This window comes from Microbacterium sp. LS_15 (assembly GCF_041954735.1).
Taxonomy (GTDB): Bacteria; Actinomycetota; Actinomycetes; order Actinomycetales; family Microbacteriaceae; genus Microbacterium.
This window is the reverse complement of record NZ_JAVAYD010000005.1, coordinates 18,099-36,642: the sequence shown is the minus strand read 5'-3', so window position 1 is coordinate 36,642 and position 18,544 is coordinate 18,099. Positions and strand designations below refer to the sequence as shown.

Below are 18,544 nucleotides of genomic sequence, written 5' to 3'. Positions count from 1 at the left end.
GCCCTGGCGGCGCATCCTCGTACATCCGGAGGATGATCCGTGAGCAGCCGAGCCGCCCCTGTGTGCACGAGCCAGGGTCAGGCCAGGCCGTGCTCGAATGCGAACACGACGAGCTGCACTCGGTCGCGCAGCGCGAGCTTGGTGAGGATGCGGCTGATGTGCGTCTTCACCGTCGCCTCGCTGAGGTACTCGCGCGCCGCGATCTCGGAATTCGAGAGGCCGCGTGCGGCGAGGGCGAAGATCTCCTGCTCGCGGTCGGTCAGGGCGGCGAACTGCGGAGGCACCGGCTTGGGCGCCTCGGCGAAGTGCTCGAACAGCTCGCGGGTCGCGGAAGCCGCGATCACGCTCGATCCGGAGTGCACGGTGCGGATCGCGGCGAGCAGGAACTCGGGGTCGGCGTCCTTGAGCAGGAAGCCGCTCGCTCCCTGGCGGATCGCCCGGGCCGCAGCCTCATCGAGGTCGAAGGTGGTGAGCATGACGATGCGCGGCGGGTCGGGCTGGGCGAGGATCTCGGCCGTCGCGGTGAGGCCGTCCATGACCGGCATCCTGATGTCCATCAGCACGACGTCCGGGCGCACCGAGCGGACCAGCTCGATGGCCTCCTGCCCGTTGCCCGCCTCTCCGACCACGTCGAGGTCGGGCTGCGAGGCGATGAGCATACGGATACCTGCGCGAAACAGCGCCTGGTCATCGACGAGTACGACCCTGATCATGCACCTTCTCCGATCGGGAGCACCGCGCGCACGACGAACTGCGCGCCCTCCCGCTCCGCCTGAAGGCTACCGCCCACCAGCTGTGCGCGCTCGCGCATGCCGATGAGACCGTGTCCGCCGCTCGGCTGCGACGGCCCCGACGCGACCGTGTTGCGCACCTGGATCTCGACCCGGTCCGGCAGCCAGGCGAGATGCACGTCGACGGCGCCGTCGCCATGACGGATGCTGTTCGTGAGCGCCTCCTGCAGGATGCGGTAGACCGCGAGCTGGATGGCCCCCGGCGGCTCCCCCGGCGGCGTGGGGTCGACCGTGATGCGGGGCTCTATTCCCGCCTGGCGCACCTGCGCGAACAGGGTCTCGAGGTCGGCGAGCGTCGGCTGCGGCCCGTCGCCCTGCCGATGGCGCAGCTGCGTGAGCAGCAGACGCACGTCGCTGAGCGCTCCGCGCGCGGTCTGCGCGATCGTGACGAGTGCCTCCGTGGCCATCTCGGGCTTGACCGCCGCGGCGTACCGCGCTCCGTCGGCCTGGGCGATGACGACGGCGAGCGAGTGCGCGACGACGTCGTGCATGTCGCGTGCGATGCGCACACGCTCCTGCTCCTCGGCGGCGAGGGATTCGGCCTGCAGCTGAGCCGAGCGGGTGCGGCGAGCGCGCAGCACCACGCGCCACAGCAGACCGCAGACCCAGGCGAACCCGAGAGCGAGGATCGACAGGATCAGCAGCAGAGTGCCCGTCGAGATCGCGTTCCACCCGCTGGCGGCGTTGAGCACGAGCCCGTTGACCACCACGATGTAGATCGTGGCGATGAACCCGCCCACGATGACCGACCCGAATCCCCACCAGAGCACGGTGCGGGATCCCCACGCCGACGTGGCGTACAGCACCATGAGGATCGCGACGTCGACGGGCAGCGGACCGAACCCCGCCAGCATCTGCAGGATCGCCCCGGCCCAGGCGGCCATCAACGCGAGGGCGGGTGACAGCCGACCGATCGAGACGCCGCCGAACAGGAGGATGCTCGAGACGACCAGGGCCGCGACGGCGGGTGCAGCGAGCTCGCTCGGGTTCGGCGCGTAGAACACGACCGAGATCGGCGTGAACACGATGAACAGCAACGCTGCGCCCACGATGTCGAGGGTCAGCGCTGTGCGCGAGAGCGAGCGGATCACCCTCCCACGCTACGCGGGCCAGGATGCCGACGGCATCCGCCTGCAGATGTATCCGCCGCAGCGCCGCCGCTCAGGCGCGCGCGATGATCTCGCCGTGCGGCGCGAGGTACCAGCCGTCGCCGTCGGCAGCCCAGCGCTTCCACGCCTCGCTGATCTCGTCGAGGTCGTCCGGCGTGGCCATGCCGGACGCGACGAGCTGCCGCGCGAGGGCGGACTCGCGGATGCGATCGGCCCACATCCCGCCCCACCACGCTCGCTCTTCGGGAGTCGCGTAGCACCAGGTGGATGCCGTCGCCTCGACGTCCTCGAAGCCCGCGGCGCGCGCCCAGGAGAGCAGTCGCCGTCCGGCATCCGGTTCCCCGCCGTTGGCGCGTGCGGCGCGTCGGTACAGGTCGAGCCACCGCTCGAGCTCGGGCAGCACGGGGAACGACAGGAAGCCCGCGTAGTCGGCGTCGCGGGCGGCGACGACGCCGCCCGGTACCGCGACGCGGCGCATCTCGCGGAGCGCCTGCACCGGGTCGCCCACGTGCTGCAGCACCTGGTGCGCGTGCACGACGTCGAAGGAGTCGTCGGCGAAGCTCAGGCCGTGCACGTCTTCGACGGAGAAGTCGAGGTTCGTCAGACCGCGCTCGGCCGCCAGCTCCCGCGAGAGCGACAGCGCGGCCTCGTCGATCTCGGTCGCGGTCACGTGCGCGACCACCGATGCGAAGTCGACCGTGATGCTGCCCGGTCCTGCGCCCACGTCGAGCAGCCGGATGCCGTCGTGCAGATGCGGGCGGAGGTACGCCGCCGAATTCGCGATGTCGCGGACGGTGTGCGAGCGGAGAACGGACTCGTGGTGCCCGTGCGTGTAGGTGGCCATGCTCCAGTGTGTCAGGGCGCCGGGTCGCCGACCGACGACATGTCGCCCCCGAGAGCCCGCCGCACGGTATCGACCGCTGCCCGCAGCTCGAGGCCGGACGTCTCGACGACCACGACGCCGGGATCCTCGCGCGGTTCGACGGCGCCATCGACGATCAGGGCCGCGATCTCGGCATCCGTCGCCTCGGCGACATCGTCGCCCGCCAGCCGCGGGCCGCGAGCGGCGCGGCGCTCCCCGGCACGGGTTCGGCGTGTCGGTTCATCAGCACCGAGACGCACGATCACCACCTCGGCGTGCGGGAACGTCAGGCGCACCGCGTCCGGCGTGATCACCTGAGGCGCGACGACGACGAACTCGTGCGCCTGCACCTCGGCGAATGCCTCGTGCAGGGCCGCGACACCGGCGAGCGCGAGGCCGTGATCGTGATCGTGATCGTCGACGTTGGCCGTGAACGCGAGCTGCGCGGCATCCGCGAACCCGGTCACCAGGCCGGCGGACCACCGCTCCGAGACCAGACGCCATCCGACCGTCGAGGCGCCGGCGAGGCGCGGGCCGGTGAGCCAGACGACCCGGCCGGCTGCCGTCGACACGGGGCGAAGGGCCCGCGTCGCAGCGCCTGCAGCCGACCCGGGCTGACTCCCGACCCGGTCGATCACGGCATCCGCGACCGCCCCGGCGGCGAGGCGATCGGTGGCGAGCCTGATCCAGTCGGTGTGGGCGTGCGTCGATTCCGTCGTTCCGGCCTGAAGCGCTCGGCCGACCTGTCCGTCATCCCACCCCCGCGCCGCGAGGCGTGCGCGGCGCACCGACTCCTCGGCATCCAACCAGATCGACGTCGCCGGATACCCGTGCGAGGGCGGCGGCGTGCGCGTCTCCGCGACGCCGGACACGACGAGGAGGTCCACGCCGACCGCCTCATGCGCACGAGCGATGTGCTGCAGCACGCGTTCCTTCAGGTGCCAGCGGTCCGGATCGCCGCCGGGTGCGGGATAGCACATGCCGAGCTGGTCGATGTCGACGTAGCCGGTCGGCGTCCCCTCGTCTCCGAGCCGACGCGCGACCTCCCAGGCGACCGTGCTCTTACCGACGCCGGGGCCGCCCGCGAGCCTGAGGATCCTCACACAGCCACCCTACGCATCGCGCTGCGTGCGGCCTCCGCGGGCAGCTGGGGCGCGCTCAGCGCAGCTCGGCGACCGCCCGGCGGATAGCTTCGCGATCGGGCTTGCCCGATGTGAGAAGCTGCAACTCGTCGACGAGGATGAGCCGCGCCGGACGCGCGTGCTTGCCGAGCTGCTCCGCGACGGCATCCCTGGCGTGCGCGAGCTGCTCGGCCTCACTGCGGCGCAGTGCTTCGCCTCGTGCCGCGACGATGACCGACGCCTCTCCCCACCGATCGTCATCGACTCCGACGACGACCGCTCCGCTCAGCCCAGGCACACTGCGGACGATCCGCTCGACGCGATCGAGGGAGACGTTGATCCCGCCCGACACGATCACGTTGTCTGCGCGGCCGTGCACCCGCACAATGCCGTCCTCGACGAGGCCCAGGTCGCCGGTGCGATACCAGCGGATGCCGTGCTCGTCGCGCACGAAGTTCCTGGCCGTCAGTGCGCCGTCGCCGATGTAGCCGTCGGCGAGCATGGGTCCGGCGATGCGCAGCTCGCCGTCGACCGCGCGCACGAGGGCGCCGTCGAGCGGGACGCCGTCGTAGACGCATCCGCCGCTCGTCTCGGTCGATCCGTACGTGCGCACGAGTCGCACGCCCAGGTCGTCCGCCCGATCGCGCAGCGGCTCCGGAAGTGCCTGACCGCCCACGAGCACGGCACGATACGCCCGCAGTGCTGCCCGCACCGGAGCATCGTCGGCCGCGTCGAGCAGGGTCGACAGCTGGGCGGGGACGAGCGACGTGTACAGCTCGGGCACCGCCCCTCCCGCCGCAGGACGCAGCATCGACAGCGTGGCCTCGGCGAAGGACTCCGGGGAGAACCGGCCTGACAGAGCGACCGGCTCGGTGCCCGCGAGGTACGACCGCACGAGCACCTGCAGTCCGGCGACATAGCCGGCGGGGAGCGCCAGCAGCCAGCGTCCGGCGCCCAGACGCACAGCCGTCGCCTCGGCGCTCGCCCGCAGCGCCTCCCCGCTCAGGGCGACGCGCTTCGGGATGCCGCTCGACCCCGACGTCGCGATCACGACGGCGGTGCCCTGCGGCACCCAGTCCGGCGCGTCGGCGAGCATGCCGAAGCCCAGAGCCGGTCCGCCGTCGAGCGCACGGGCCAGGGCGTCCCGCAGCTGCGCCGGATCGTCGGCATCCACCGGGATCAGCGCGACCATGACCGTGCCCTCAGCGCCTCAGTAGTGCCAGGGGAACGATGACCAGTCGGCGTCGCGCTTCTCGAGGAACGAGTCGCGGCCCTCGACGGCCTCATCGGTGCCGTAGGCGAGACGCGTGGCCTCACCGGCGAAGACCTGCTGCCCGACGAGCCCGTCGTCGACCGCGTTGAACGCGAACTTCAGCATGCGGATCGCGGTGGGCGACTTGGTCAGCACGGTGCGCGCCATCGCCAGCGCCTCGCGCTCGAGGTCGTCGTGCGGGACGACCCTGTTGACGGCTCCTGCCTCGTACGCCCGCTGCGCCGAGTACTCCTCGGCGAGGAAGAACACCTCGCGTGCGAACTTCTGCCCGGTCTGTCGCGCCATGTAGGCGGAGCCGTACCCGGCGTCGAAGCTGCCGACGTCGGCATCCGTCTGCTTGAAGCGCGCCTGCTCGGCGGAGGCGATGGTGAGGTCGCAGACGACGTGGAGGGAGTGGCCTCCACCGGCCGCCCACCCGGGGACGACGGCGATGACGACCTTCGGCATGAAGCGGATCAGCCGCTGCACCTCGAGGATGTGCAGGCGTCCGGCGCGCGCGGGGTCGTGCACGACCTCCTCGTCGTCGGAGTACTTGTACCCGTCCCGTCCGCGGATGCGCTGGTCGCCGCCCGAGCAGAACGCCCAGCCGCCGTCCTTCGGGCTCGGCCCGTTGCCGGTGAGCAGCACGGCGCCGATCCGCGGATCCTGACGGGCGATGTCGAGCGCGCGATACAGCTCGTCTACCGTGTGCGGACGGAACGCGTTGCGCACCTCGGGGCGGTTGAAGGCGATGCGGGCGACGCCGCCGTCGTGCGTGACGTGGGCGGTGATGTCGGTGTAGTCCTCGGCGCCGGGCGCGAGCACCCATTCGTCGGGGTCGAACAGGTCGGAGACGAATGCGCTGGTCACGGCATCCAGCCTATTCCCGCGCGCACGCCGCTCACGAGCGGCGAGCGCGCATCGCCTTGATCCAGCCGTCGATCGCGTCCCACAGGCCGCTGCCGACGATCACCACGCCGAGGATGACGGAGAGGACGTTCATGACCCCGCCCTGCTCGGCGGCTCGCGCGTCGGCCTCCGCCAGCCCCGCGGCATGCTCGACTGCCAGATACTCCAGGAACCCCGGGTTCACGAGCTGGTCGGAGAGGAGCAGGTACAGGGCGAACACGACGAAGGCGACCGCGAGCAGGGTGTTCACCACGGCGGCGCCGGTCGTCCAGCGCCTCGCACGGTACACCGCGACAGCGAGCACGAGTTCGCCCACCATCAGAGCGAGCAGCACGCCCATGCCGACCGGCCAGAGCGCCGGATCGAGGATCGGCACCGGCACGCCGTCGTCACGGACGAAACCGCGCAGTACATCCCACAGGATCGCGCCGGCGGCCGCGACGAGGAAGACGACGGCGGCGATCAGGTCGGCGCGTCGCGGCCCCGGGTCCGACGGGTCGGGCAGGCGATCGGGGTTCCACGACCAGCGAGGGGCGGTGGCGGTGCGCTCCAGGATCGCGAACACGAGGGTCGTCCAGAACCCGACGTGCACGATCGACAGCACGATCACGGTCGCCACCGCGCCCACGGTCTCGCCGAAGGTCGCGAACTCGAAGACCTTTCCGAGGGCGACGCCCGCTGCCGCGAAGGTGGGCACGATCCAGAGCAGCACCTTCAGCAGGCGCCACCACGCGAGATAGTACTTCGGCCCGATGAGCTGCAGCGGTCGATCGGCGTAGCCGGCCGCGAGGACGCCGGGGTCGCCGAGTTCGACGATCACGGCGCGCTCGGCGCTCTGCGGGTCTTCGCCCTGCTCCCGTCGGGCTTCGACGGCATCGGCGATGGATGCTTCGAGCTCGGCCCGCACATCGTCCTGCACTTCGGGCGGCAGGCTGCGGACGGTCGCGCTGATGTAGCGCTCGGTGAGGGTGGCAGTGCTGGTGGTAGGCATGTCAGTTCTCCTCTGCGGTGAGAGAGGCGATGGCGGTCGTGAGTGCGCGCCATTCGTCTGTGAGTGTGTCGGCGAGCCGGACGCCGGCCTCGGAGGTGCGGTAGAACTTGCGCGGCCGAGCCTCGTCGGTGTTCCACTCGCTGGTCAGGTACCCCTGCTTCTCGAGACGACGCAGCAGCGGGTAGAGCGTGTTCGCATCGGTGGCGAACCCGCGGGCGTCGAGCTGCTCGAGCAGGCCGTAGCCGTATCCCGCTGTGCGAAGCAGCTGCAGGCAGGCCAGCACCACGGTGCCGCGCCGCAGCTCCTGCAGGTGGGTGTCGAGCGTCTCGTTCATGTCGATCACATTACTGTGTGACGCACACTATTGTCAATGACACTTACATGGGTGGCGCGCGCCCCACTCCGGCGACTCGATAGCGTGGAGCCATGCCCTTCACCCTGCGCCGCGTGGATCCGATCGACACCGCGACGGTGGACGCCTGGTGGGGTGCCTACGCCGCCGCGGAACGCGCCGACCGCGGTGTCGACGCCGTCGTCTGGGCTCTCGAGGAGTCACGCGCCGAGCTCCAGCAGAAGTCCGCCACGGTCGACCGACGCGCGTACCTCGTCTGCGACGGCGACTCACTCGTCGGGTCCGCCAGCCTCGCGCTCCCCCTCAAGGACAACACGCACCTGGCACGTCTCCAGGTCAGCGTTCCCCTCGCGCATCGCCGTCGGGAAGTCGGATCCCGCGCACTCGGATTGCTCGAAGATGAAGCCGTCGCAGCCGGACGGACCACCGTCCATGCCGCTGCGGCGTGGCCTCACTCCCTCGGCATCGACGGCGCGGGATCACCGGGCCGCGAGTTCGCTCGCCACCACGGCTACACGCTCGCGCTCGGCGACGTCATGAGCCGCCTCGATCTGCCCACCGACCGCTCCGCGCTTCGCCCCCTGGAGGATGCCGTCGCGGCAGCCACCCCGACATACGGGATTCGGAGTTGGACGGGGCGCGTCCCCGAGGACGTCATCGACCGCTGGGCGATCCTCGACGCGTCGCTCGACACCGAGGCGCCCGTCGGCGACAAGCACATCGAGGAGCAGGCGCCGGACTCCGCGAGCATCCGCGAGAGCGATGACTTGATCGAGCGTCAACGACGTCTCTCGTTCGGCACGATCGCGCTCGCTCCCGATGGTTCCGCCGCCGCATACTCCCAGCTCGTGGTCTCGACCGATGACGGCAACGCCTACCAGTGGGGCACGCTCGTGCGGACCCCGCACCGGGGCCGCCGACTGGGCCTCGCCGTGAAGCTCGCGAACCTGCGGATGCTGGAGACCCAGGCGCCCGAGGTGACGGCGGTCTACACCTTCAACGCGGAGTCGAACACGCACATGCTCGCGGTCAACACCGCGCTCGGGTTCCATCCCGCGGAGCGCCTCGGCGAACTGCAGAAGCTGCTGGGCTGAGCGCCCGACCCACGACAGCCGATACCTCGCACGAGCGCTGCCGCAGAGCAGAATGGGCACATGATCCCGCCGCTCGCAGACCTGCTCGACTCCGCCCGGGTCGTCGCCCTCCCGATGCACACCCGCTTCCGCGGAGTCGACACCCGGGAGGCGCTGCTGTTCGAGGGCCCGGAGGGATGGGCGGAGTTCTCGCCGTTCGTCGAGTACGACGACGCGGAGGCGGCCACCTGGCTGACGGCGGCGATCGACTTCGCGTGGCGCCCCCAGCCCGCAGCGGTGCGCGACAGCATCCGTGTGAATGCGACCGTGCCCGCCATCGAGGCGGCTCGCGTGTCGGAGGTGCTCGACCGCTTCGTGGGATGCCGCACCGCCAAGGTCAAAGTCGCCGATCCCGGCCAGTCGCTCGCCGACGACGTCGCCCGGGTCCGTGCCGTGCGCGAGACGATGGGCCCCGAGGGTCGCATCCGCGTCGATGCGAACGGCCTCTGGAACGTCGACGAGGCGGAGCATGCCGTGCACGCCCTGGCCGAGTACGACCTCGAGTACGTCGAACAGCCGTGCCGGACCGTGCCGGAGCTCGCCGAGCTCCGGCAGCGCGTGAAGTACATGGGAATCCCCGTCGCGGCCGACGAGAGCGTGCGCAAGTCATCCGACCCGCTGGCTGTGGCGCGCGCCGAAGCCGCCGACCTGCTGGTCGTCAAAGCCCAGCCGCTCGGCGGCATCACCCACGCGCTGCAGATCGTCACGGCGGCAGGGCTCCCCGTGGTCGTGTCGAGCGCCCTCGACACTGCGATCGGCCTCTCGCAGGGCGCAGCGCTCGCCGCCGCCCTTCCGACGCTGGACTACGACTGCGGGCTCGGCACGGCATCCCTCTTCCTCGATGACGTCGCCGACCGCCGCCCGGTCGACGGCGCGATCCCGGCGGGACGAGTCATTCCCGACGCTGCGGCGCTCGACCGTCTCGCGGCCCCCGCCGACCGCAGCGACTGGTGGCTCGACCGCCTGCGCCGCTGCCACGGGGTGCTCGCCGACTGACCCCTGCTGCTGTGCCGGTCGGATTACGGAGGCAGGTCGAGTCGCGCTGATCCGGCACACGTCGGCTCCGGCACCCGGTGCGCAGCGCGGATGACGACGATCAGGCGAGCAGGAGCTGCACGAGACGACCGAGTTCCTCGCTGCCGGAGTGTCGCAGCTGCTCGGCGTCGTGACCGGCCATCGCGCCGCGCACGGTCATCCCCTCCCAGATGATCATGAGCATGCGTGCCGCCGCGTCGGCGGGGATGCGCAGTTCGAGCGAGCTCGCATCGACGATGCCCGACACGATCGTGGCGATGCTCGACACCATCTCACGCTCCTGAGCGAGGTAGGCCGCTCCGAACTGCGCGTCACGCAGAGCGCGGATGCGGATCTCGCTCATGAGCATGACGCCCGGGCGGTCATCGCTCCCCGCATCCATGAGCTGCTGCACAAGCTCGACGGGATCACAGCCCTCCACGAGTCCCCCGTCGGCGGCGATCTCGTCGACCCGGGCGCGGACGGCGTCCACGCGCTGCTCGGCGACGCGGCCGGCGAGCATGAGGAACAGCTCGTCCTTCGATTCGAAGTTCGAGTAGAAGGCGCCGCGGGTGAAGCCGGCGCGCTCGCACACGGTCTCCACCGACGCGCCTTCGAGCCCGACCTCCGCGAACACCTGCGCGGCGGCGTCGAGCAGGCGGGCGCGGGTGTTCTCCCTGCTCCGAGTGGCGGTCGTCGTCATCGAATCCTCCTGACCCCTCATTCTCACACCTCGTCCACAGACTTCTGCCTCCGGCTCACTTTACGATACAACTATGTATTGGATACAGATGTGTATCCAACCCGCATCCTCGGAGGAGCCCCGTGTCCACACTCCTGTCCTCGCTCGGCCGTTGGTCGTACCGGCACCCCTGGCGCGTCCTCGTGTCGTGGCTGCTCGTACTGGGGCTCGCCGGTGCCGGCGCCCTCGTGCTCGGCGCAGGGACCGATAACACCTTCTCGATCCCCGGGACCGAGTCGCAGGCCGGGCTCGAGCAGCTGAACCGCTCGTTCCCCCAGGTGAGCGGCACGAGCGCGCAGATCATCGTCGTCGCGGCAGACGGCGACTCGATCGTCGACGATCCGTATCGGACCGACATCGAGGACACCGTCGACGAGCTCGCCGACCTCGACGACTCGGTGCTCTCCGCGACCTCGCCCTTCGACGAGAACGTCAACGGCATGGTCAACGACGACGAGACCGCCGGCATCATCCGGCTCCAGTTCGACGGCCAGTCCAGCGACGTCGACGACCAGACGAAGGACGACCTCCGCGCCGTGGTCGCCGACCTCTCCGACGAGCTCCCCTCCGGCTCGCAGACCGCGCTCGGCGGCGACCTGTTCGCGACGTCGATCCCCGGAGTCACGCTGACCGAGGCGGTCGGCCTGCTGATCGCGTTGCTCGTGCTGATCGTCACGTTCCGCTCGTTCGTCGTCGCCGGCCTCCCGCTGCTCACCGCCGTGCTCGGCGTGGGCATCTCGATGGCGGGCATCTTCGCCGCCACCGCGTTCGCCACGGTGTCGTCGACCACCCCTCTGCTGGCCCTCATGCTCGGACTCGCCGTCGGGATCGACTACGCCCTGTTCATCATGGCCAGGCACCAGGACCAGGTGAGAGCGGGCACCGACCCCGAGGAGTCGGCCTCGCGCGCCGTGGGCACGGCAGGCTCGGCCGTGGTGTTCGCGGGGGTCACGGTGCTCATCGCGCTGATCGGGCTCGGCTTCGCCGGCATCCCGTTCCTGACCACCATGGGCATCGCCGCATCGGTCGCCGTCGCGATCGCCGTGGCCATCGCCGTGACGCTGACGCCCGCTCTGCTCGGCTTCATGAAGGGACGCGTCGTCGGACGACCGCGCCGGGCCCCGAAGGCGAAGAAGGGGCGGACCGCTCCCGCCGTCCGCCGCGGCTTCAGCGATCGCTGGGTCTCGGGTGTCACGAAGCGGCCGATCCTCGTGTCTCTCGCCGTCGTGATCGGCCTGGGAATCGTCGCCGTCCCCGCGCTCAGCCTCAACCTCGCTCTCCCGAACGCGGGCGTGCTGCCGAAGGACTCCGAAGCCCGGCAGAGCTACGATCTCACCGCCTCGGAGTTCGGCGCCGGATTCAACGGTCCGCTGATCCTCACCGGCACGATCGTCACGAGCACCGATCCGCTCGCCCTCATGCAGGACCTCGGCGACGAGGTCGCGGCGATCGACGGCGTGAAGGAGGTCGCCCTCGCCACCCCGAACGAAACCGCCGACACCGGCATCGTGCAGATCGTGCCGGAGACGGCTCCCGACGACCCGGCGACCGCAGACCTCGTGCGAGAGCTCCGCGCGCACCACGACGAGTGGATGGACGAATACGGGATCGACCTCAAGGTCACCGGGTTCACTGCTGTCGGCATCGACATCTCCGATCAGCTCGGTCACGCCCTGCTGCCGTTCGGCCTCTTCGTGATCGGCCTCTCGCTGATCCTCCTCACGATCGTCTTCCGCTCGCTGTGGGTGCCGGTGACGGCCGCCGCCGGATACCTGCTGTCGATCGTCGCCGGTTTCGGCGTCGTCGGCGCCGTGTTCGAGTGGGGCTGGTTCGCCGACGCCCTGCACGTCGCGAAGGTCGGCCCGATCATCAGCTTCATGCCGATCATCCTCATGGGCGTGCTCTTCGGCCTCGCGATGGACTATCAGGTGTTCCTCGTCTCGCGCATGCGCGAGGACTACGTGCACGACCCGGACGCCAAGAGCCCCGACCGCGCCACCCGACGCGCAGCGGCCCTCCGCGCGGTCCGCAGCGGGTTCACCGGCTCGGCGAAGGTCGTCACCGCCGCAGGTCTCATCATGTTCGCGGTGTTCGTCGCGTTCGTGCCGGAGGGAGACTCCTCACTCAAGCCGATCGCGCTGGGCCTCGCGGCCGGCATCGCGATCGACGCCTTCCTCGTGCGGATGACGCTGATCCCCGCGCTCATGGCGATCCTCGGCGAGCGCGCCTGGCAGATCCCGGCCTGGCTCGAACGCATCCTGCCGAGCGTCGACATCGAGGGCGAGGCGGTCGAGCGCGAGCGTCACCTGGCCGACTGGCCCGGCGACGACTCGGTCGTGGCCGCCGACGACCTCACGATCTCGGATGCCGGCATCCGCGCCCTTCGTCTGCGGGTTCCGCCGCGCGGGTCGGCCGTCGTGACCGGATCGTCGACCGGCGCACTGCGGGTGCTCGCGCTCGCCCTCGCCGGACGCATCACGCCCGACGGCGGTCGCCTCCGCGTCGCCGGTCACCTGCTGCCGGGACGAGCGGCCTGGGTGCGCGCGCACGTCGGCGCAGTGATCGTCTCGGATGCCGGTGACACGGCATCCGAGCTCTCCGAGGCCCTGCGCGGGCGCCCGTCGCTCCTGGTGATCGACGGCGTCGACCGGCTCACCCCGTCCGAGCGCGATCAGCTCGCCGCGCGTCTGCGCGACACCGATCAGGCGCTCGCCGTGGTGCTCACGACTCGCTCCCCCGACGCCGCCCTCGCCGTGCTCGAATCGGCCGGACGCAGCGCGCCCGCCCCGACCGATCTCGACGCCGCCGCTCACTCCTCCACCACGACCGAGGTGCACGCATGACCCGCTCGCTCATACCCCACCGCTCCCTCACCTGGCTGACCATCCTCGGCATCCTGCTGCTGCCCGCCGTGATCGGCGGCATCCTCGTCGCCGCACTGCAGAGCCCGACCGAGCGCCTCGACTCGATGACCGCCGCGATCGTGAACCTCGACGAGCCGGTCGAAATCGACGGGCAGGTCACCCCGCTCGGCCGGCAGCTGGCGTCAGGACTCGTCGGAGGATCCGACGACCTCGATTCGAACCTCACCTGGGTGATCTCGAACGAGGAGGACGCCGCAGACGGCCTGGCCGACGGCACCTATCAGGCCGTGATCACGATCCCCGAGGACTTCTCGGCCGCCGCGACCTCCGCCGGACAGGCGATCTCCAATGGCGGTGGCACCGCCGAGCAGGCCACCATCCGTGTCACCACGCCCGACGACGGGCTCGTCGCCGATAATCTCATCACCAGTCAGATCGCGAACGTCGCCGCGTCGAGCATGGGCACCATGCTCTCGGAGGCCACGACCGACAACATCCTCGTCGGGTTCACCACCATCGGCGACCAGATCGGCGAGGCCGCAGACGGCGCCGACCAGCTCGCCACAGGAGCACGGGACGCCGCGACCGGCGCCGCCGCGATCCCCGACGGCGCGACCCAGCTCGCCTCCGGTGCCTCGCAGCTCGGATCAGGCGCGACGACCCTCGCCGCAGGGCTCGATACGCTCACGACGAAGACCCGCGAGGCTGCGGCGGGCGCCTCGACCATCGGACAGGGCCTGACGGCCGGCGCTCAGCAGCTGCAGGCGCAGGGTCTGATCCCGTCCGACCTCAGCGGCAACGCCGCGAGCGTGGCCACGGGTGTGCGGGAGCTCGCCAACCAGTGCGACCCTCTGCTTTCTGGCGCCGATCACTGCAACACCCTGACACGCCTCGCGCTGCAGGCGGAAGGCACCTCTGCCGGTCTCACACAGGTGAACACGCAGGGAACGTCGACGCTGGCTACTCAGCTGAGCCAGGCAGGTGCGGGTGCCTCGCAGCTCGCGAGCGGTCTCACACAGCTCGCCAACGAGGGCCTCGCGCAGTCAGCCACCGGTGCGCGCACGCTCGCGACGGGAGCAGAGCAGCTGTCGACCGGCGCGACCGATCTCGCGACCGGCGCGACCGAGCTCACCACGGGACTCGACAGCCTCGCCACCGGCACCGGTGACCTCGCGGGCGGGCTGCGCACGGCCGCCGAGTCCCTGCCGTCGTTCAGCGACGCCGAGTCGACGTCGCTCGCCTCGGTGATCGCCGACCCGGTGGCCGCCGAGGGAGCGGGTGACACGATCTTCGGGCCGACGGCGATCCCGCTGCTGACCGCCGTCGTGCTGTGGTTCGGAGCACTGGCTTCCTTCCTGGTGCTGCGCCCGCACACTGCCCGCACACTGACCTCGCGCCGCACATCGGCGGGGCTCGCGCTCCGCGCCTTCGCACCGGCGGCGGCGATCGGCGCCGGGCAGGGTGTGCTCGTCTCGCTGATCGTGCAGATCGTCGCCGGATACGACGCCGCGACGTGGTGGGCGTTCGCCGGTATGGCCGTGCTGGCAGGGGTCGCCTTCGCCGCGGTGAATCAGGCGCTCGTGGCGGTCTTCGGCGGGGTGGGCCGGTGGGTCTCCGCTCTGGTCGGCGTCCTCGCCATCGCGACGGGACTCGTGTCGACGGTGCCCGGGTGGCTGGCGGCGATCGGGGCCGCGCTGCCCACGGCATCCGCGTTCTCCGCTCTGATCTCCGCGAACGGGGCAGCCGCAGCCGCGCTCGTCGTGTGGGCGGTGCTCGCCCTGGTCGCGACGACGCTTGCGGTCACGCTCCGTCGCACGACGTCGGTGAAGGCGGCTCTCGCGACCGTCTGATCGTCGTGTGACGCTCCATCGACGGCGTGTGACGCAACGGAGGCGGTGTGCCTCCGTACGATCGGGGCATGCGTCGACCGTTCATGGACACCCCGGATCAGCTCGCGTCACTCGACGGGCAGCAGTACCTCGTGCTGCGGCCGACGGGTCCCGTGGCCGAGCTGTACAAGCGGGAGCAGGATGCCGCGCTGCACCGCGCCGACGTCCCGCACCCGCACACCGGCCATGTGACTCTGCGCGGGTTCTTCGAACCGGAGCGACGGGAGGAGCTCGCTGCACTCGTACGCGACTGGGCGGCCGTGCAGGCGCCGATCGAGGTCACGGTCGAGGCCGTCGACGTCTTCCCCGCGCCCTGGCAGATCGTGATCCTGCGGCTCGCGCGCAGCGCCTCTCTGGTCTCGGCCTACGCGAGTCTCACCAGCGCGCTGGAGGCGACCGACATCCGGAGGCTCGGCGAGTTGAGCCTCGAGGACTGGACGTTCCACCTGTCGGTCCTCTACGGCAAGACCCTCTCACCCGAGGAGTGGCAAGCCCTCGCGACGGCATCCGCGCGGGAGCTGGCAGACCGGCCGTCCGAGACGATCCACGAGGTCGAACTCGTCTCGTATGACGGCGGGGTCGAGCTCGCCGAGGTCATCCGCCTCGGCGGCTGATGCCTCTGCGGCTGGTCAGGGAAGCCGGATCAGCTCAGGCCGGAGTAGGCGTGCAAGCCCTTGAAGAAGACGTTGACGATCGTGAAGTTGAAGATCACGGCCGAGAATCCGACGATCGACAGCCACGCCGACGGGTTGCCGCGCCACCCGCGAGTCGCCCTGGCGTGGATGTAACCGGCGTAGAGCACCCAGATCACGAACGTCCAGGTCTCCTTGACGTCGAAGCCCCAGAAGCGGCTCCAGGCGTAGTACGCCCAGATCGATCCGGCGATGAGGGTGAAGGTCCAGAGGATGAAGCCGATGATCGTGAACCGGTAGGCCATGCTCTCGAGGCGCTCCGAGCCGGGGAACGTGCGCAGGAATCCGGGACCGGTCTTCTCCGCACCCTCCGAGATCAGGCGCTCGCGACGCGACTGCATGAGCTGGATCACCGACAGGGCGAACGACAGCGCGAAGAACGCCGTGCCCAGGGAGGCCACGAACACGTGGATGACGAGCCACACGCTCTTCAGCGGGTCCATGAGGGGCGAGACCTCGACATAGAAGTTCGTCGCGGCGAGACCCAGCAGGATCACGACCAGACCGGTCATGAACGTTCCGAGGAAGCGCAGGTCGACGCGGGTCAGCACGACGAGGAAGACCGCGACGATCAGCAGGGTGCCCATCATCGCGAACTCGTACAGGTTCGCCCACGGCACGCGCCCGGCAGCGAAGCCGCGCGTGAGGGTGGCGGCAAGGTGGAAGACGAACGCGAGCACCGTGAGCGAGGTCCCGATGCGCGCCATGACGAAGCGCGGGGGCGCTGACGCGGAATCGGATGCCGCGGCGCCGCCCTTCGCCGCTGCACGACCCCGCGCTCCGGCGGACGCGCCGACGAGCTCGAACTCCCGCACGCTCGCCGCGTCGGCGGAGAGCTGCGAGCGTCGCGCGAGATCGAAGGCGTAGGCCACGAAGGCCGCCGCGTAGATCGCGATCGCCGTCCACAGGAGGACGGGAGAGATCACTTCGAGATCGAGCATGATGTCAGTCTACTTTCGGGGTGTCGGAAGCGGGCCGGTCATCGGGTCCGGTCGTCGAGGGGGCGGCGCTGTCGGAGACGTCACCGGGATCGCTCGTTGAGCGAGCGGAGCGAGACGAAACGCGCTGCTCGTCGTGGGACACCTCCGCCTCGGCATCCCCGTCGGCATCCGCCTCCGCCTCCGGAATCGCGGTCGTGACGCCCGCCGCGTCGAGCAGTCGTGCGTGTCCTGCGACGAGGTCGTCGACCGCGGCCGCCAGCGTCGGATCCTCGCCGCGAGCGAGTCCGGCGTACTCCAGCGAGACTCCCCCATCGACCGGCGTCGCCTTGACCCACACCCGGCGGCGCGGCACGAACAGCGCGAGCATCAGACCGCCGAGCGCGAGGAGCGCGAAGCCGAGCACCCACGGCCCAGAGGCATCACGGTGGATCTGCAGCGACGCGAAGCGCTTGACCGACTGCGACGCGTCCGTCGCTCCCGCGGGTGACTCGTCGTCGAAGGTGACGGTGCCGAGGCCGTTCGGCAGATCGGCGGTCTCTCCGGGCGCGAGCTCGATCGAGTCCAGATCGGTGCCGCGGCCGGTGACCTTCGTCATGCCCTCGGTGTCGAGCACGTACACCGATCGCGGGACGCCGTCGTTGATGCCGAGGTCGCCCGAGTAGACGTCGAGCGTCAGCGTCGGGTTGGTGAGGTCGGGATAGCCGGAGACGAACGCCCCGGTGTCGAGCACACCGGTGGTCGGGTAGAAGAATCCGACGAGACCGATCTGCTCGGCGAGTCCGTCGGGGATCTTGATGACGCCGAGCGAGGTCATGTTGTTGTCCTGCGGCAGGAAGGGCGTGCTGTTCGTGAAGACGACGTCGCCGTCGGCGTTGCGCACCGTGATGGTCGGCGCGTAGCCGTTGCCGAGCAGGAAGACGTTGTCGTCTGCCACGGCGAGCGGCTCGTTCACCTTCACGGCGCCGGTGCGCTCCTCGCCGTTCTCCAGCACGGTCACGTTGGCCGAGAAGTCGCCGGCCTGACCGGACCCTGCTTCACCGAACGGCTGATAGGTCACGTCGAACGAGTCCAGGCGCATCGAGTACGGCGCGAGGGCCCCATCGCTCACGAACCGGCCGCGGTTCATCGAGTCGTAGTCGAGCAGCGTGTTCGCGAACGTCTCACCCTCGACGAGCACGCGCTGCCCGGTGTATGCGAAGCCGCCGCCCACGCCGATCGTGATGAGCACGCCCACCAGGGCGAGGTGGAACAGCAGGTTGCCCGTCTCGCGCCAGTACCCTCGCTCGGCTGACACCGACGACGACCTCTTGTCGTCGTACCGTTCGACGCGGTAGCCGAGGGCCTTGAGCTGCTTCTGCGCGACGTCGATGGTCGCGGACGCGTCGGCCGCGGCGTCCGTCGAGGTGCGCTCGACCGTGCGGAAGTCCGCCAGCCGCTTCAGTCGCGCCGGTGTGCGAGGGGGCCGGGCGCGCAGCGCCTTCGCGTGATGCTTGATGCGCGGGATCACGCAGCCGACCAGAGACGTGAACAGCAGCAGGTAGATCGCCGAGAACCACGGCGACAGGTACACGTCGAACATCTTCAGCCCATCGAGAATGGGGAAGAGGTCGGGGTTGTCGCGCTGCCACTGCGTGACGCCGTTCGGGTCGGCCATGCGCTGCGGGAAGATCGATCCGGGGATCGCGGCGATCGCCAGCACCAGCAGCAGGATGAGCGCCGTGCGCATCGAGGTCAGCTGACGCCAGCCCCAGCGTAGCCAGCCCACGAACCCCAGGCGGGGCTGCGTGATCGACTCCTCGCCGTCGATGTGATCGGACGGACGGAGCGGATCGCTGCTGGTGTCGCGGGACGTGGTCTTCACGGATTCCTTCCGTCGCGGCGT

Annotated in this window: 16 protein-coding genes; 5 read left to right on the top strand and 11 right to left on the bottom strand. The window is 70.4% G+C overall.

Annotation, left to right across the window (positions count from 1 at the left end):
* Positions 1 to 77: 77 nt before the first annotated feature.
* From RAC69_RS08420 to RAC69_RS08385, 8 genes are all read right to left on the bottom strand, one after another.
* On the bottom strand, positions 78 to 713 hold the full coding sequence (locus RAC69_RS08420; RefSeq protein WP_375086435.1) for a response regulator: 636 nt from the start codon (positions 711 to 713) through the stop codon (positions 78 to 80).
* Positions 710 to 1,882: a sensor histidine kinase gene (locus tag RAC69_RS08415; RefSeq protein WP_375086434.1), complete on the bottom strand. Its 1,173-nt coding sequence runs from the start codon at positions 1,880 to 1,882 to the stop codon at positions 710 to 712. The genes RAC69_RS08420 and RAC69_RS08415 overlap by 4 nt, the downstream gene beginning before the upstream one ends.
* 70 nt (positions 1,883 to 1,952) lie before the next feature.
* Positions 1,953 to 2,744 (bottom strand): class I SAM-dependent methyltransferase, encoded by a 792-nt coding sequence (locus tag RAC69_RS08410; protein WP_375086433.1) that lies wholly within the window; start codon positions 2,742 to 2,744, stop codon positions 1,953 to 1,955.
* 11 nt (positions 2,745 to 2,755) lie between these two features.
* On the bottom strand, positions 2,756 to 3,865 hold the full coding sequence (locus tag RAC69_RS08405; protein WP_375086432.1) for an AAA family ATPase: 1,110 nt from the start codon (positions 3,863 to 3,865) through the stop codon (positions 2,756 to 2,758).
* 55 nt (positions 3,866 to 3,920) lie between these two features.
* Positions 3,921 to 5,075 carry an AMP-binding protein gene (locus tag RAC69_RS08400; protein ID WP_375086431.1) on the bottom strand — a complete coding sequence of 385 codons (1,155 nt, stop codon included), beginning with the start codon at positions 5,073 to 5,075 and terminating at the stop codon, positions 3,921 to 3,923.
* Positions 5,076 to 5,093: 18 nt separating this feature from the next.
* Entirely contained in the window at positions 5,094 to 6,005 is a 912-nt protein-coding gene (locus tag RAC69_RS08395) for a 1,4-dihydroxy-2-naphthoyl-CoA synthase (RefSeq protein WP_375086430.1), read from the bottom strand.
* Between the two features lie 31 nt (positions 6,006 to 6,036).
* Positions 6,037 to 7,035, bottom strand: a complete 999-nt coding sequence (locus tag RAC69_RS08390) for a permease prefix domain 1-containing protein (RefSeq protein WP_375086429.1) — start codon at positions 7,033 to 7,035, stop codon at positions 6,037 to 6,039.
* 1 nt (position 7,036) lies between these two features.
* Entirely contained in the window at positions 7,037 to 7,369 is a 333-nt protein-coding gene (locus tag RAC69_RS08385) for a PadR family transcriptional regulator (RefSeq protein ID WP_341935386.1), read from the bottom strand.
* 92 nt (positions 7,370 to 7,461) lie between these two features.
* Here RAC69_RS08385 and RAC69_RS08380 point away from each other — a divergent pair, with 92 nt between their 5' ends.
* Positions 7,462 to 8,481: a PE-PGRS family protein gene (locus RAC69_RS08380; RefSeq protein ID WP_375086428.1), complete on the top strand. Its 1,020-nt coding sequence runs from the start codon at positions 7,462 to 7,464 to the stop codon at positions 8,479 to 8,481.
* Between the two features lie 60 nt (positions 8,482 to 8,541).
* On the top strand, positions 8,542 to 9,516 hold the full coding sequence (locus tag RAC69_RS08375) for an o-succinylbenzoate synthase (protein WP_375086427.1): 975 nt from the start codon (positions 8,542 to 8,544) through the stop codon (positions 9,514 to 9,516).
* Between the two features lie 100 nt (positions 9,517 to 9,616).
* On the opposite strand, the gene RAC69_RS08370 is transcribed toward RAC69_RS08375, so the two are convergent.
* Positions 9,617 to 10,237: a TetR/AcrR family transcriptional regulator gene (locus RAC69_RS08370; RefSeq protein ID WP_341935388.1), complete on the bottom strand. Its 621-nt coding sequence runs from the start codon at positions 10,235 to 10,237 to the stop codon at positions 9,617 to 9,619.
* A 122-nt stretch (positions 10,238 to 10,359) separates the two neighbouring features.
* Here RAC69_RS08370 and RAC69_RS08365 point away from each other — a divergent pair, with 122 nt between their 5' ends.
* The 3 genes from RAC69_RS08365 (at position 10,360) to RAC69_RS08355 (ending at position 15,643) form a co-directional block, all read left to right on the top strand.
* Entirely contained in the window at positions 10,360 to 13,119 is a 2,760-nt protein-coding gene (locus tag RAC69_RS08365) for an MMPL family transporter (RefSeq protein ID WP_375086426.1), read from the top strand.
* Positions 13,116 to 14,990: a YhgE/Pip domain-containing protein gene (locus RAC69_RS08360; protein ID WP_375086425.1), complete on the top strand. Its 1,875-nt coding sequence runs from the start codon at positions 13,116 to 13,118 to the stop codon at positions 14,988 to 14,990. The genes RAC69_RS08365 and RAC69_RS08360 overlap by 4 nt, the downstream gene beginning before the upstream one ends.
* A gap of 68 nt (positions 14,991 to 15,058) precedes the next feature.
* Complete coding sequence (locus RAC69_RS08355) at positions 15,059 to 15,643, top strand: 2'-5' RNA ligase family protein (RefSeq protein WP_375086424.1); 585 nt, start codon at positions 15,059 to 15,061, stop codon at positions 15,641 to 15,643.
* A 29-nt stretch (positions 15,644 to 15,672) separates the two neighbouring features.
* On the opposite strand, the gene ccsB is transcribed toward RAC69_RS08355, so the two are convergent.
* A complete protein-coding gene (ccsB, locus tag RAC69_RS08350; RefSeq protein WP_341935392.1) occupies positions 15,673 to 16,662 on the bottom strand; it encodes a c-type cytochrome biogenesis protein CcsB in 990 nt (329 codons plus the stop codon).
* Positions 16,663 to 16,666: 4 nt separating this feature from the next.
* A complete protein-coding gene (locus RAC69_RS08345; RefSeq protein ID WP_375086423.1) occupies positions 16,667 to 18,523 on the bottom strand; it encodes a cytochrome c biogenesis protein ResB in 1,857 nt (618 codons plus the stop codon).
* Positions 18,524 to 18,544: the final 21 nt, after the last annotated feature.